The following is a 14844-nucleotide window of genomic DNA, read 5'->3' as shown; positions in this document are numbered from 1 at the left end:
TTGTGAACCAGGAGTGAATCAAGCAGTCTGAGTTGCCCCTTGCCCAGCTCCTTGATTCACCCCTTGCAAGATGTTGAGGGCGACTGCCTCTGCCACTTTAATGCCATCGATACCCGCCGAAAGAATTCCCCCAGCGTATCCCGCTCCTTCACCCGCCGGATAAAGCCCTGCTGTATTAAGGCTCTGATAATCTGTGTTGCGTTTAATCCGAATTGGGGAGGAGGTGCGGGTTTCTACGCCAGTTAAAACGGCATCGTGCATGGCAAAACCTTTGATCTGTTTGTCGAAGGCAGGTAGTGCCTCACGGATGGCGGCGATCGCATAATCGGGCAAGCTGAAGCTGAGATCGCAGAGATGCACCCCTGGCCGATAAGAAGGTTTGACGCTGCCGAGGATAGTTGAGGGCTGCTGGGCCAAAAAGTCACCCACCAATTGCCCCGGAGCCTCATAGGTGCGACCGCCCAACTCAAAAGCCCGCTCCTCTAATTGACGCTGAAGCTCCATTCCTGCTAGAGGGCTTCCCGGATAATCTTCTGGCGTAATGCCAACGACGATGCCACTGTTCGCGTTTTTGCCGCTGCGCTCATACTGGCTCATGCCGTTCGTGACTACCCGCCCCACTTCTGAGGTTGCCGCCACTACTTGCCCCCCTGGACACATACAGAAGCTATAGACCGATCGCCCATTTGAGCAATGATGCACCAACTGATAATCGGCTGCACCCAAAACCGGGTGGCCTGCCTGTGATCCTAGGCGACACTGATCGATCACAGATTGGGGATGCTCAATCCGAAACCCAATTGAGAACGGCTTGGGTTCGATGTAAACCCCTTGCTGATGCAGCATCTCGAACGTGTCACGGGCACTGTGCCCCACGGCCAGGATCACGTGTTCGCTGGGGATATACTCACCAGTGGCTAGAACCACACCCCGCACTTGCCGATTTTCACCATGCTCCTCGATCTCAATCGTTTGCACCCGACTTTCAAAGCGGAATTCACCGCCCAATGATTCGATCGTGCGACGGATATTCTCGACAATTTTGACTAGTCGGTAGGTGCCAATGTGGGGTTTATTGACGTAAAGGATTTCCGGAGCCGCCCCCGCATTCACGAATTCTTCGAGAACTTTTCGCCCGTGATGATTGGCATCTTTCACTCGGCTGTAGAGTTTGCCATCAGAAAAAGTGCCTGCACCTCCTTCGCCAAATTGCGCGTTAGATTCGGGGTTGAATTTGCGCTTGCTCCAGAAGCCAAAGGTATCGACCGAGCGATCGTGGACTGGCTTTCCCCGTTCCAGAATCAGCGGGCGAAATCCCATCTGCGCCAACAGCAACCCCGCAAAGATGCCACAGGGACCCGCACCAATTACGATCGGTCGATTCGCCAAAGATGCAGTTGCCGTGTTAGGAGCTTGGGCCACATACCGATAGCTCGTATCAGGCGTGAGCACAACATGCGGATCTTTTTTGAATCGCTGGAGCAGCCGCTTCTCCTGAGTCGTTTCTACGTCCAGAATATAGACAAAAACAATGTCTTCTTTTTTACGAGCATCATAGCTGCGCTTGAAGATGGAAAAGCTGACTAGCTCGGCAGGCGTAATTTGCAGCTTTTTGAGGATTGCGGCCTGAAGTGCCTCTTCAGGGTGATCAAGCGGTAGTTTTACTTCGGTGAGTCGGAGCATGATCGATGTTGGGTGGTGCTACGAGCGTTCTTCCAGCCTGGATTTGATATTTAGTCCAGATCTCTAGTACAGCTCATATTTCATTAACTGGCAGGGCAGCGTTCCATTGTACACCGCGATTCGCTGGCTTGATTTCAGCCCGATCGACTGAGCTAGCTCTTTGTTACCGCTCAAGATAAAAGCAGTCCAGCCTTTAAACCGTTGTTTCAGAACATCGCCTAGCTGTTTATAAAATGCGCCCAAGTCGGTGTCTCGGCCTAATCGTTCGCCATAGGGAGGATTGCAGAATACAACCCCGCTATCGGTTGGTGCAACTACCTCAGAAAGATCCATCTCCGAAAACCAGATCTGGTCTAGTACACCGCAAGTTTGGGCATTGGCGATCGCCTGCTCAATCACCTTGGCATCGCGATCGCTGCCCCAAATCGGTGCAGGTAACGTGTCCCGTTGAATAGATTCCGCCTCTTGAATCAAGCTTTCCAAAAGATTGAGGTCAAAGTCAAGCCAAGTTTCAAAGCCAAACCGCTCTCGAAACAATCCTGGGGCAATATTCAGCGACTTGAGGCAGGCTTCTAGGGGTAAGGTGCCAGAGCCACAAAGCGGGTCATAAAACATTTGCTCCGGTTGCCAACCAGAAAGCTGAATTAGGGCTGCTGCTAGAGATTCTTTCAACGGGGCCGCTCCGACCGCAGGACGATAGCCTCGGCGGTGCAAACTGTTTCCAGAACTATCCAAGCTGACTGTGCAGCCCTCACGATCGATATGAATATTAATCTGCACATCCGGTTCTTGCAGCTCAACATTAGAGCGATCGCCAAACTGCTCTTGCTGCTGATCAACGATCGCATTTTTAGCTTGAAGCGCCGTGAAGTGGGTGTGGTTGAGCTGATCCGTTTTGCCTGTAGCGTTCACTGCCAAGGTTAAGTCTGGCGTCAGATACTCTGACCAATCAATCGTCTGAATTCCACGATAAAGATCTTCGGCACTCTGGCAAGGAAACTGGCGCAACTTCATGAGAATGCGGAATGGCAACCTTGCCCATAGATTAACGCGATAAAGCAAGGTGCGATCGCCCTCAAATGCCGCACCACAAAACCCTGGCTTTACGGAATGTGCCCCTAGCTGCTCTAATTCCTGAACGACGAGCGGCTCTAAACCATTCGCCACCGTAGCAAAATACTGATTCATACTGACTCACTAGTGAATAGGTCGCACCTGCTTATTGATATAGTCCCTTAGCCGAGGCAAAACCAGAGCGGTTTCATCTAAGAAAACAATCTCTCTCGCTAACATGAAACCACCCTGTAATCTCAGTTCCCTAAGTAGAACGCGATACAGCACGGTAAGTTTTGTAACTAATTGGGGAAAATACGGAATTAACCAAACAAGGGCTGAAGCATATAAAAGTCCGCACCTCATCCTGAAAATTGAAAGTCACAACATTGCATGAATGGAATCGCTAGTCGTCAACATGGCATGGGCTGGATACGCGATTATCCTGATCATCGAGATCTAAGGTTGACCAGTAAAGCCATCCGACCCATGATGGAAACTGTCATGGGTCAATCTGTAGAACTGATTGAGAAAAGGCAATTCAAAAAGTTAGATCTACCCGCTTTCATTGATCTACGCTCAGGGTTCTCTCCAGTTGAAGATCAAGGCAAAATCGAGTCTTGCACTGCCCATGTTGTGAGCGCCATTGCCGAGTACTTGGAGCAAAAAGCTTTCAACGAGTACACCCATCGCTCCCGCTTGTTCCTCTATAAAACCACCAAAAATTTGTTGCGAGTCCAAGGCAATGTTGGCGTGTTTCTACGCACGGCGATGGGAGCTTTGCGGCTATTTGGGGCTCCACCGGAGGAGTATTGGCCCTACGACCTGAGCAAGCAAGACGAGGAACCGCCCGCATTTTGTTATGCGTTTGCCGCTAACTTTAAGTCGATTCACTACGTTCGTCTAGACACCCCAGATGTCAAACCTGACGAACTGTTAATGGCGATCAAAACTCAGTTGGCCGCAGGGTTTCCCTTAGCGTTTGGCACCATGCTGTTTGATACGCCCTTACTTCATGCCACTCGGCCTGAGACGTTGGGGCAACTGCCCTATCCTTGCAACAGCGATCGCCCCAAGGGAGGTCACGCGATGGTAGCGGTGGGCTATGACGACTCGATTGTGATCGAGCATCCCAAAGCGGGCGGTAGCAAAACCAAAGGCGCAATCTTAATCCGGAATTCCTGGGGCGCGGGTTGGGGTAAAGATGGGTACGGTTGGTTACCCTACAGCTACATTCAGGGTGGACTCTCGGTGGATTGGTGGGTGCTCCTCAAACAGGACTGGGTAGATACTGGCGTATTTGGCCTCAACTGTTAAAAGCAGGTTCTATCAGTGATGTAACAAGCAACGTTGTTACTCTCTCGCTAAAAGTTTTTTGACTGTCACTGCAAGCTTCAAATCAGAAAAAACAGATTCAAGAGAAACAGTCTCTGCTGATTTGCTGGTGCTCAGTGGTCGAATTGCCTCGAATTTATTCAACATCAAGGAGATCTTTTAGACATGGCTCGTAATCGCAAGCAAAACAACGATTCCAACCCTGAGAACCTGAGCGCTGATACCGAATTGCAACCTCAGCCCGAAGCGATCGCCCCTGTAGATGAAGCCGTAGCAGGTGGCGTAGAGCGCTTGATGGAAGTAATTGAGCGCAATGTGGAAAACGTTGGCACTGATGAAGCTGAGCGCGAATTGCTTCGCCAGGGAGTTACCACCATTGTGCAAGACACTCTATTGGAATTCTTGCGACCTCAAGAAGGCAACCTGGAATCGATGGCGATGGGTTTAGTTCAACCCGTGGGTGAATCGTTGACCCTAGGAACTAATGGCACGACAGAGCGGGCGATCGATGCGGCAGTGAGAGGCTCTCAACAGACGGGGATGGCGTTTGTTGACTTTACCCAAGGTTTGATCACAGGCACTTTCAACTCGATCATCAAAGCTACCGTTGATCAGATGAAAGCCTATAGTGAAATGGTATCTGACTTAACCAAGAGCTTGAAGGAATTTGCCTCCGACAACGTTTCGGAAGATGCAATTTCGGAAAAGCTAGCGGAAATGGCGTTTGAGGAGAAAATTAACGATAAAGCTGTCACCTTCGAAGTTATAGCAAATCAACCTCGACGGTCATATCACTTGAAGCGGCTTTACTTCCTTGCTCCCGTTACTGGTGGCTACCGAGCTGAGATTTTAAAAGTGTTTGGCTTAGATAACTCCATTGACGACAAGGGCCAAATTAAGGAGGCAGATAAAAAAGAGTTAGACAAAGATGACATCACAGGTCTTGGTGATCCAGACAGCTCGGGCAAGAAGGTTTATTCAGCCAGCGATATTACCACCATCCGAGCTGCGGTTAAGCATGGTTTAGCCAAGGATGGCATGAATCAACTACGGCAGATGGCTCGTGAGGGCATGGCTCGGATTGTCATCACTGAAGGTGAAATCAATACCAAGCTGCTGTTCCGGGTGTCCTCTACTGACTCCACCACCACAAACACGACCAACACTAATCGCACTAGCTTTGGTGGTTCGCTAAAAGCAGGTGCTATGTGGGGTTGGGGCAATGCTAGCCTCAGCGCCTACTACAACAACTTGAGCGTCAGTACTGTAGATCAAACTACGGTGGGCAACATCGAAACACTGACCCAAATGAGCGGTCAAGTGACTCTGAAGTTTAAGACTGATTACAAACCCCTCAATGATGGTACAGGTACGGTGAAGGAGTCGGATCTAGCTCCTATTGTCTAACCCCGCAAAGTTGCCTGGTATCGGCTGGTGTCAATACACTAGTGGCTACTGAGCGAAACGTAATTAGACCTAACCCCCAGCCCCTTCCCTACCAGGGAAGGGGAGCTAGAATTTAGAGTCTTCCTGTGGTTTGAGCAGAGACTTGGGGAGGGGTTTACCAAGACTGCAACTTTTTTGAAAAAGGTATGCCTGCTATCCACTTTAGTGACTTGGTTGTAATGAGCGCTGGGGAGATCTCCCAGATTCCCGTGACTCATGAATTGCCAACTGAGACGATCGCCCAATTAGTCAGCGAATCTAATCTTCAGAATTTGGCCTCAGAAATGGCATTGCCAAGTTTAAAGCTCGATGAAATTGCGATCGCGATCCCCGTACATTTTCATCTCTCGCCTCGTTCTGGCAATTCAATGTCAACGGCGCGACTCATGGCTACTCTGCCGTCACCCCTAGTACCAAAGTCAGTCAATGCCTTGAGCCATTTTAGAGTTACCTTAAAGCTAAATCCTCTGGACTAAATTTTGTTTAGTTCTTCTACTCATAACGTGACATAGCTTCTGTGACCAATAGCGATCGCCCCCTGACTCCAAACGAACCTCCTGCTCTACCTAACGATGAGTGGGAGTTGTCTGAACTGATCCAAGTGATCACGGCAGAGTTGGATCAAGCGCAAGATACCTTGATCCTCAAGTCGCAAAATCGGCGGTTGTCCATGATGGTCAACCAGTTAAACCTGGATCTCCAAGTGGATGTTCGCCGCGACCCCACTGGCCATCTGATGTTTCGTACCGTAGCTCCTGGTCAAACCGGGGCTACTGTTTTAAAACTAGGTTTCACGCCCGCACTCGATACGCAAGTTCAGGAAACCCGTAAGTCTATAGACCTGGAAACAGGTGATTATCGGCGGCTAGAAGATTTGACAGAAATTCAGAGCGTCGAGATCCAGAAACTCAAAACTGTAGGGATTCACTCGGTCAATGATTTGGAAGTGGCAACCCAAACCCCTGCCATGCTGACAGAGATTTCAGTGAAGAGTGGGCTGGATGAAGCGCGGTTGCGTCTCTGGCGAGAGTTGCCTCTAATTACGCAAATCAAGCCAGAGAGCGGGGCTCCTGGCAGTATTGTCGTGATTGATGGTGCCAACTTTGGTGCGCGAATAGACGCTGTGGAAGTTTACTTCCAGGATAAGTTGGCTAAAGTTCTCGATTGTACCAACACTCGCATAACGGTAGAAATGCCACGAAATCTTGTGGGTGGTGGGTTTTTAGCAGCAAAAATCGGCAATCAGAAGACAAACACGTTACCTTGGCGAGCCGATACTGTTGACCTGAATGTGCAAGATATTATGATAGATTCGCCCACGCCCATTGTGCAAGGGCAAGAAGTGACGTTTCGGGCCATTCTTAGTAACCAGGGTAATGTCGATGCAGCAGGCTTCGAGGTCAGTTGGGAACTACTTCAGGTAGGCGTTACCAGGTTGCCGTTACCAGATCGGACTGCCCCGACGATGCTGCAAGCCTTGGTGGATGACTCAGATGATATTCAGGGACCCTCTACTCAGTCGATTTACCGAGAACTTTATTCTCATGGGTCTCTGCGATCGCTGCAACAATCATCTGACAACGCGGTCACCTTTAAGTACAAGTTCGATCAACCTGGAATCTACCGCATTAGTTTCATGGCTGATCCCAATAAGCAAACTTTCGACCAGTTGCAGACCAATAATCAATTCATTCGTGAGTTTGCAGTCAATGCTCTACCCCCGCCACCCCCGCCACCTCCGCCAGTTCCTTTATTGAACCCATCACCAAATCAGTTCGCCCCTCGCTCTGGAAAAGCAGGTGATACCGTAACTTTGTTTGGCAGGAACTTGAATGTAGGAACGGTCTCCATTCGGTTTGGCACTGTGGCAGCTTCTATTGTGGGTGCGCCCACTGCCACTCAAATCGTTGTGAGAGTACCAACGTTCTCACGCGGGGGGAATGTGCCAATCACTGTCCAGACTGGTGGTGGAACAGTCTCTAGCACTGATGTATTTAGCGTCGTTGTGCCTGTTTACTACGGCTCTGGAACCGCGATCGGGGGTAATCTCCTATGACCCAGGCGATCGCCCGCTCGGTGTGGTCGTTCTGGACGAAACCTTTCCGATCGCATCGCCAAACCATCTGGTTTAGTGAAAAACATCATCTTCTTGCTTGGATCTTGTCACTGGAGACTGCGCGAAAACATTATCCTGAGACTGCGCTGGTGACGGATGATGCTGGAGCCAAGATGCTGAGCGATGGCTTGGGTCTAGAGTTCGATGCTGTAACAACCGAGTTGAATGCGTTGCAAGCTCAAGACCCAGATTGGTGGATTTTAGGTAAACTATGGGCTTACCGTAGCCAAACCCAGCCTTTCATCCATGTCGATAACGATGTGTTCTTGTGGAAGCCGCTGCCCCCGGTCGTCAACACTGCGCCTGTGCTTGCTCAGAACCCGGAGTATTTTGTCTTTGGCAAACCCTTAGCAACCTGCTGGTGGTATCGCCCAGAAATTTTTAATCATCGCGTCAAAAGTACAAATGGTTGGCTACCGGATGAGTGGAACTGGTATTTTGCCAAGCGCCGAAATCTGGCTTATTGCTGCGGTATTATGGGCGGCGCTCAGGTAGACTTTATTCGCCACTATGCTGACATGGCTTTGCGAATTGCTGCTGATCCTGGCAATCAAGCAGCTTTGGCGTTGATGGATAACAAACTAGGAGATTGCCTGCTGATTGAGCAATATTTTTTGGCAGCTTGTATTGAATATCATCAGCAGTTGCCAGATTCGCTCTTTGCCGACGTCAGCATTGAATGCCTGTTCGATTCCCCAGAAGCGGCTTTTTCCTCTCAACAACCTGACCAGCTCGGCTATACCCATTTAATTGGAGAAGCCAAGCGAGATGCTGCGATCGCCCAGCGTCTAGAAAAACGAGTAGCTGGAGAGTACCCAGATCAGTATCAACGGTGTTTACGGTATCTGGGGAAAGTGGAATTTTTTCTGGGTAGCGATCGCGCCTATTCGCCTGCTGTCGCTCAAACTGAAGGTTTACTAGAAGTGTCAGGTAGCGACACCGAACTAGGCTCAAGCCTCAACTCTGCTGCATCTCCGCTCACACACTCAACGCCTACAGACCTGAATCGAGTTATTTATGCAAGTTGGCATCATGATCAGGTGTTGGCTAGAAACGCATTTCTAGAGCTAATACAGACTGTAGGACTGGTGATTCAGTTTGCTAAACCAGTACGTGTAGATAGCCTCCATCAGCGAAGTGTTTTGCTTTGGAGCCATGGTACAGACGCGATCGCTACTCAGCAGCTAATGCATCAGCTCAAAATTCAGCCTGTGCAGGTCACTGCTCTGACGAACCAACAAATTTGCTGGCGCGTTGGTGAAACAGGCATCGAAAATGGGTTTCAGCTGATCGGTGAAACTGAAGCGTTAGAAAACGTTTTGTTTACAGATGCAGTTCAGCTGACTTGGTCTGAAGTGCAGCAGTTTATAAAAGCAGGCGAACTAAATCAGCTCACTGTCGAACTGCGAGGGGACTGGATTCTAAATGAAGAAGTTCTGTTCAATATAGATCTAGAGTTGCAAATGGAGTTAGAGCGAGGCACTATTTCACCAAAGTTGCGAGAGTGTTTTAGTAATAATGGCATTCCACTTTCGGAATCTGTGGCGATCGCGTCTGAAGTAACAGGATTATGCTGGCGCTTGGTTGCCCAGGACAAGCTGTATGTGATTCGAAAAGATACAGGACAGTTGAGCGTTCGTCGTCTTTGCGCCTTAGATGGGAATCATATTTGGCCTGGGGTGCCAGAACGTCCTAGCGGCAATGGTTGTGAGGGTGGAGATTGGCTCAGCGTCATTCATCTGCAGTAATGAAGGACTGGCGATCGCAAAATCTTCTAATTCCAACCAATTTTTTAACCAAAACGTTTTGGTTAGTCTCGAATCGTTGGTTTACTGTTGCACTGCACAGAATCAGTGATAGTATCAAACCATAGGTTTTGGTTATTTAACTTATGCCAAGAGCTAAAGCTGTAAAAGCGGTGAGTGTGGCAACGAAGTTGCCCAAGATATTAGCCTTTGCCAATCAGAAAGGTGGAGCAGGTAAATCCACTGGAGCTGTACATGCAGCTGATTGGTTTGCTCAAAAAGGATATTCGACAATTTTGGTCGATGCGGACGGTCAACAGAGTTCATCAGGGTGGTTGAAAGAGCTGGATTTGCCTTGCCAAGTGATTAGCGACCCAGAAACTCTTTTCGATGAGTTGCCCAAGCTGGCAGAGTCCTACGATGTGGTGATTGTGGATGGTCCTGGTAATGCTAGTGAAATCACCAAAGCGATGCTGATTCGCTCCAACATGGTCCTAATTCCTTGTCGAGACTCCATGATTGACTTAGCCAGCACAGGCAAGATTGTGCAGTTTGTGCGGCAAGCTAGAGAGATCCGGGGTGGATTACCCGTGGCAGCACTGTACCTCAATGCTGTCAAAGACAACACAGTTTTGTTGCGAGAAGCGAAAGAAGCTTTGCAAAGTGGTTTATTGCCGCTTTTAGACACTACGCTGCCCGATCGCCAATGTATCAAAGATGCACCGGGCCAAGGTAGCACTGTGTTTCGGATGAAAGGAACTGCCCCAAAGTCGGCAGCCAACGTCTACACCAAACTTTTAACCGAAGCCCTGAAACTGTTTGAGGCTGAATCATGACGACACGACGCAAACTCAGTGACGCGATCGCCAACAGTGAGGAACTAAGCTTTGTTTTTGGTCAAGCAGCCACGCAAAAAATTACGCAAGCTGCTGAAGAAACCAAAGAGCAGATCATTCCCTGGAAAGCGATCGCCTGTACGTTTACCTTTGTCCCGGATGGCAAACCAGTTCGTCATTACTACGACAACGACGAGTTGCAACAATGGGCACTCAACGACATCAAACCGAATGGCATTCGATCGCCGCTGTGGGTGCGCCCCCATCCCAGACAGTCGGGCCAATATGAGCTGGTTGCAGGACTGCGTCGGTTTAAGGCAGCAGAAATTTTAGGACTGGAGACAGTTCCAGTTAAGGTATTCGACTGGGACGATCGCACTGCATTTCAAGCTGCGATCTCTGAGAATTCCAATCGTCGTGATTTTAGTGCCCTAGAAGAACTAGATAACACGCTGCGTTTGTTGGAAATTCAGTTGGGTTACGACACTGAAGAAGTGATCAGTTTCCTTTACCGGATGAATAACGCCGCTAAAGGGACAACTAACCAAAACGTTTTGGTTAGCCAAGAAGCAGAACTGGTCAAGCAAATCTTTGATGCCTTTGGACGCATCACCTGGCAATCTTTTGTCGCGACGCGACTACCACTCCTAAAGAAGCCAAGCGAAGTTTTGGATGGGATTCGCCAAGGTAAGATTCACTATACCAAGGGAATTGTGATTGCCAGTATTAAAGATTTAGAGGCACGACGACGAGTATTAAAGGAAGCTGTGAGCAAATCTCTCAGCTTGTCCGAAATTAAGCAACGAGTCAAAGCTCTAAATGACAGTACGAAACCATCCGCTCAACCAGACCTAAAGCAGCGCTTAACCCAAGTGGTGCAACAGGCAAAAAAAGATCAAACTCTGTGGCGTAATCCAGAAAAAATTCAGCAGCTAGAAGAGTTGCTGAGCCAACTCGAAACCATGCTCAAGTGAAGGTGGAGCCGCTAGCGATCGCTGCGAGCTGTCACAATGTCTTGGTTAGCGGCCCACTGTCCTAGATCTTGCCGATTAATCGCTGCTGCCATCAGATCTGGAAACAGATCAGGGGTGCAAGCAAAGGCAGGGATGCCTAAATTAGCCATAAATGCAGCGTTTTGATGGTCGTAGTAGGGGGTACCTTCATCATTTAGCGCTAAGAGTGTGACAAGCTGTACGCCACAGGACGAGAGAGCCGCAACTCGCTTTAACATTTCCTGGCGATCACCTCCTTCATAGAGGTCACTGATTAACACTAGGATGGTTTCTTGTGGTTGGCGAATGAGAGTTTGGCAGTAAGCAAGGGCCTGATTGATGTCGGTGCCACCGCCGAGCTGAGTCCCAAACAAAACTTCTACAGGATCTTGTAAAAGATCGCTCAGGTCAACTACGGCGGTGTCGAATACCACGAGACGAGTTTGCACCGCAGGAAGAGAGGCCAAAACTGCACTAAAAATGCCTGCATAGACAACAGAGGTTGCCATTGAACCGCTTTGATCTACGCACAAGATAATGTCTCGCAAGGAGGAGCGTTTGCGCCCATAGCCGATGCGAGTTTCAGGAATGATCGTGCGGTATTCAGGTTGGTAGTGCTTGAGGTTGGCGCGAATGGTCCGATGCCAGTCAATCTCGTTGTGGTGAGGACGACGATTGCGGATGGCTCGATTTAAGCTCCCCATTACGGCTTGACGAGTAGGGTTTTCTAATTTGCGCTGTAACTCTTCAACCACCCGCCGTACCACAATCCGGGCCGTCTCTTTGGTCTTGCTGGGCATCACGCCACTGAGGGATAACAGATTTGAGACAAGATGTACATCTGGTTCTACAGCTTCTAGCATTTCTGGCTCTAGCAGCATCTGCCGCAGATTCAGCCGATTCAACGCATCTTGCTGCATCACTTTGACCACGGAAGAGGGAAAATAGCTGCGAATGTCCCCCAACCAGCGAGCGACCTTGGGCGAAGAACTGCCCAAGCTACCTTGGCGATCGCTGTCATACAAAGCACTCAAGGCATCATCCATCGCTTGGTCGGCGGCACTCAGGGTCAGATCAAGCCCATCTGTATCCCCGCTAGCCCCTGCACAAATCCCATCTGCTGAGCCGCCACCCAAAATTAAACGCCAGCGGCGGAGACGTTCATCAAAAGGTTGAGTCATAGCTAATAGGTATCCTTAACGGCGGGGTCAGAATTAACGGGATGATGCAGGGCTAGTTCAATTCCCAGCAGTTGAGCCACGATCGCCAAAACCTGATCGGCGCGATCGCGATCGAAGTTTTCACTTGAAGTTGATGTAGTAAGGTTGGCCGAACTGCCACTTCTGCCTTGCCGCACTTGCTCGCCCATCTGCCGCCGTTCTGGAGTTGAAAAGGTCGAAAAGGTACGACGGAGCAATGGCAAAACCGTCGTGAAATGCTCGGTCGATAGCGTGCTAATCCACTCATCTAAAACCTGCCACAGAGTTGGATTATGCAGCAACAACAAACCGCTGCCTTGCAATAGCCCTTCTACCCAGGCCGCAGATTGGGCGGGTTCAGTGGCGCTAGAAAGGGCAAGACCGAGACGCTGAGCAGTTTCCTCGGCGGTGAAAGCCGCAGACTCTAAGAGCAAGCGACAGCAACGTCCCGCCAACAAACCATGTAAGCCTCGCTGATCGGCTAGTTGGGTTAAGACTGCTTGCCAGCCCGCGAGATGTTCTGGCTTTTGCAATAGGGTCACGACTCGGTGCATCTCTAGAAGCAAGTTGTACAAAGTCGCAGCCGCTTCATCATTGAGCGAGGCACAAGCCACGGGTAAACCAATGCAAACGCGCGTGATCAGGCCATCTACTACAGGACCAACAATGCCTGTGTCGATTTGACGAACGTTGCCATAGCGCAGCACATTGGCTAGAGGAGGAAGGGCGGCCATGAGATGAGCAACATCACTGGCGATCGCAGCTTCAGCTTGCAGCCGTACCATTAAGTGGTGAATCGCCTCGGGTAAGTTCGCTAACAAAGTTTGGTCGATCAGTCGGGTTAAGGTGGGCAAGTCAGCGGCCCGATTCGCAGCATCAGAGACAAAGGCGATCGCGGCTGCTTCAATCGTGCTGCCCCAAATGCCCGCCTCAATTAGAGCGATCGCGAACTCTGGTTGCCACCGCAAGCGCCACAATTCATGGAAGGTGCCTTTGCCACCAGAATTCTTCTGAGGTCTACCCCAACCGATGCCGAACAAATTAAGCCGGTGCAGGAGATGCGATCGCTCTAGATCGGTGGGTTTTCGTAAATCTAAATCTAGCGTTTGCTCGGTGGCATCAACTTTCAACCGCAAGCGCTTTTGTTGTCGTAACAAGTCTTGCTGCAAAGGCACCATCGGCGTTTCGTCGGGCACCTCGCCTAGGCGTTCCCCAACGATCAGCTTGTCATGGATCAGCTTCATTGGCAGCGCATCCCCAAAGCAAAGCACGGTCTGGGTAGCTTCGTTTAGTTCCATGAGGCTAGGTAGAGCGCGATCGCGTAAAGCTGCTAACGCTTCGGCTAAGCGCACAGCCTCAATCACACTGGCGGAAGAAGCATCAAGATCTTGTTGCCGCAACAGACGAGCGACACAGGTCATCCAACGGATGGTGATTTGAGCGGCAGAAGTGGAGTTTGGCTTGTCGGGCGTACCTGCTTGCCAAAGGTGGTGGTACCAGCCGGGAGATTCAATGCCCGCACCATAACCGCTGCTCATTGCCAGTCGTCCATAAGTCCAGGGAACCCAGGTGGTTTGGACTTTAGTTTTGGGCAATCCTTTAAGGGTTGCAGTATCCGCTTTTGCGGTTGACAACTCGGCTAAGGCTGGAGCATGCCAAGCCCCACAAACTACGGCAATCCGCTCTTTGCCTTCCTTCTGCGCGGCCCGAATCGTTTGGCGCATGTAAGCTTCTCGCTTAGCTTCTCGCTCAACCTGGAGTGGAGGGCGTTGAGCAAGGCTAGAACTGTAAGCTAGATCAGCCTCGACTTCGGCACGGAGAACTGTCATCACCTCCAGAATCGCCGCGAAGAGATCGGTGCTGTCCTGGCGATGTTCTACCATGTGCTCCCACCAGCGCTCGCCATCGCTATAGCCTGCGGCCTGAGCTAGCCAGGTGAGAGGATCGGAGATCACAGCCTGACTCGGATTTGAGGGAGAAAGAGGGCGATCGCCTTCAGGTTGCAGATCTATCGCTGGGTCAGGGGTTGGCTCCTCTAGTTCGGTGGTGGCAATGTTTTCTTTCTCGTCACTAGTTCCTGGTTCCCTGGCGGGTTCTTCAACCGGGCTTACCCCTAGCTGATACATTTGCGGTAAGTCCATGAACCGGACAGGAATCTGGTGTTTTAGGCCATAGTGCAGGGCTTGCCATTCTGGAGAAAAAACAGCAAACGGGTAATAAACCGCCTGCTGTGGTTGATCCGGAGCATAGATTAGCAGGGCAACCGGAGGCTTCATGTCTGTCTGAACCAACAGAGGCAGAACCTCATCTGCATCAGGAGGCCCCTCAACCAAAATCACATCCGGTTGTAGGGTGTGCAGCGCTTGCATCAAACTCCGGGCAGAACCGGGGCCATGATGCCGAATGCCGAAAATATGAACATTAGGAGGTGGCGACATA

Annotated in this window: 11 protein-coding genes; 7 read left to right on the top strand and 4 right to left on the bottom strand. The window is 50.2% G+C overall.

Annotation, left to right across the window (positions count from 1 at the left end):
* Positions 1 to 18: 18 nt before the first annotated feature.
* Both NDA01_RS23060 and NDA01_RS23055 read right to left on the bottom strand, forming a co-directional pair.
* Complete coding sequence (locus NDA01_RS23060) at positions 19 to 1683, bottom strand: NAD(P)/FAD-dependent oxidoreductase (RefSeq protein ID WP_348229813.1); 1665 nt, start codon at positions 1681 to 1683, stop codon at positions 19 to 21.
* 63 nt (positions 1684 to 1746) lie between these two features.
* Positions 1747 to 2871, bottom strand: coding sequence for a THUMP domain-containing class I SAM-dependent RNA methyltransferase (locus NDA01_RS23055; protein ID WP_348229812.1), 1125 nt, complete (start codon positions 2869 to 2871; stop codon positions 1747 to 1749).
* A gap of 258 nt (positions 2872 to 3129) precedes the next feature.
* On the opposite strand from NDA01_RS23055, the gene NDA01_RS23050 reads away from it, so the two are divergent.
* The 7 genes from NDA01_RS23050 to NDA01_RS23020 all read left to right on the top strand — a co-directional run bounded on the left by NDA01_RS23050 (position 3130) and on the right by NDA01_RS23020 (position 11188).
* Positions 3130 to 4053 (top strand): C1 family peptidase, encoded by a 924-nt coding sequence (locus NDA01_RS23050; protein ID WP_348229811.1) that lies wholly within the window; start codon positions 3130 to 3132, stop codon positions 4051 to 4053.
* A 183-nt stretch (positions 4054 to 4236) separates the two neighbouring features.
* Positions 4237 to 5478 carry a hypothetical protein gene (locus NDA01_RS23045; protein ID WP_348229810.1) on the top strand — a complete coding sequence of 414 codons (1242 nt, stop codon included), beginning with the start codon at positions 4237 to 4239 and terminating at the stop codon, positions 5476 to 5478.
* 185 nt (positions 5479 to 5663) lie between these two features.
* Positions 5664 to 5993: a hypothetical protein gene (locus NDA01_RS23040; RefSeq protein ID WP_348229809.1), complete on the top strand. Its 330-nt coding sequence runs from the start codon at positions 5664 to 5666 to the stop codon at positions 5991 to 5993.
* 41 nt (positions 5994 to 6034) lie between these two features.
* Entirely contained in the window at positions 6035 to 7573 is a 1539-nt protein-coding gene (locus NDA01_RS23035) for an IPT/TIG domain-containing protein (protein WP_348229808.1), read from the top strand.
* Positions 7570 to 9381, top strand: a complete 1812-nt coding sequence (locus NDA01_RS23030) for a DUF6734 family protein (protein WP_348229807.1) — start codon at positions 7570 to 7572, stop codon at positions 9379 to 9381. Before NDA01_RS23035 ends, NDA01_RS23030 begins: the two co-directional genes overlap by 4 nt.
* Before the next feature lie 143 nt (positions 9382 to 9524).
* On the top strand, positions 9525 to 10214 hold the full coding sequence (locus tag NDA01_RS23025; RefSeq protein WP_190443036.1) for a ParA family protein: 690 nt from the start codon (positions 9525 to 9527) through the stop codon (positions 10212 to 10214).
* Positions 10211 to 11188, top strand: a complete 978-nt coding sequence (locus tag NDA01_RS23020; RefSeq protein WP_348229806.1) for a ParB/RepB/Spo0J family partition protein — start codon at positions 10211 to 10213, stop codon at positions 11186 to 11188. Before NDA01_RS23025 ends, NDA01_RS23020 begins: the two co-directional genes overlap by 4 nt.
* An 11-nt stretch (positions 11189 to 11199) precedes the next feature.
* Here NDA01_RS23020 and NDA01_RS23015 read toward each other — a convergent pair whose 3' ends face one another.
* A complete protein-coding gene (locus NDA01_RS23015) occupies positions 11200 to 12387 on the bottom strand; it encodes a VWA domain-containing protein (protein ID WP_348229805.1) in 1188 nt (395 codons plus the stop codon).
* Between the two features lie 2 nt (positions 12388 to 12389).
* Positions 12390 to 14843: a DUF5682 family protein gene (locus NDA01_RS23010; RefSeq protein WP_348229804.1), complete on the bottom strand. Its 2454-nt coding sequence runs from the start codon at positions 14841 to 14843 to the stop codon at positions 12390 to 12392.
* Position 14844: the final 1 nt, after the last annotated feature.

This window comes from Trichocoleus desertorum AS-A10 (genome assembly GCF_039962155.1).
Taxonomy (GTDB): domain Bacteria; phylum Cyanobacteriota; class Cyanobacteriia; order FACHB-46; family FACHB-46; genus Trichocoleus.
The sequence above is the reverse complement of the archived record's forward strand: the minus strand, read 5'-3'. Positions and strand labels throughout refer to the sequence as shown.

Excerpts from the sequence above, each read along its gene's own strand:
- NDA01_RS23060 (WP_348229813.1), bottom strand. The coding sequence starts at position 1,683 with ATGCTCCGACTCACCGAAGTAAAACTACCGCTTGATCACCCTGAAGAG.
- NDA01_RS23010 (WP_348229804.1), bottom strand. The coding sequence starts at position 14,843 with ATGTCGCCACCTCCTAATGTTCATATTTTCGGCATTCGGCATCATGGC.
- NDA01_RS23025 (WP_190443036.1), top strand. The coding sequence starts at position 9,525 with ATGCCAAGAGCTAAAGCTGTAAAAGCGGTGAGTGTGGCAACGAAGTTG.
- NDA01_RS23055 (WP_348229812.1), bottom strand. The coding sequence starts at position 2,871 with ATGAATCAGTATTTTGCTACGGTGGCGAATGGTTTAGAGCCGCTCGTC.
- NDA01_RS23020 (WP_348229806.1), top strand. The coding sequence starts at position 10,211 with ATGACGACACGACGCAAACTCAGTGACGCGATCGCCAACAGTGAGGAA.
- NDA01_RS23050 (WP_348229811.1), top strand. The coding sequence starts at position 3,130 with ATGAATGGAATCGCTAGTCGTCAACATGGCATGGGCTGGATACGCGAT.
- NDA01_RS23040 (WP_348229809.1), top strand. The coding sequence starts at position 5,664 with ATGCCTGCTATCCACTTTAGTGACTTGGTTGTAATGAGCGCTGGGGAG.
- NDA01_RS23015 (WP_348229805.1), bottom strand. The coding sequence starts at position 12,387 with ATGACTCAACCTTTTGATGAACGTCTCCGCCGCTGGCGTTTAATTTTG.
- NDA01_RS23030 (WP_348229807.1), top strand. The coding sequence starts at position 7,570 with ATGACCCAGGCGATCGCCCGCTCGGTGTGGTCGTTCTGGACGAAACCT.
- NDA01_RS23045 (WP_348229810.1), top strand. The coding sequence starts at position 4,237 with ATGGCTCGTAATCGCAAGCAAAACAACGATTCCAACCCTGAGAACCTG.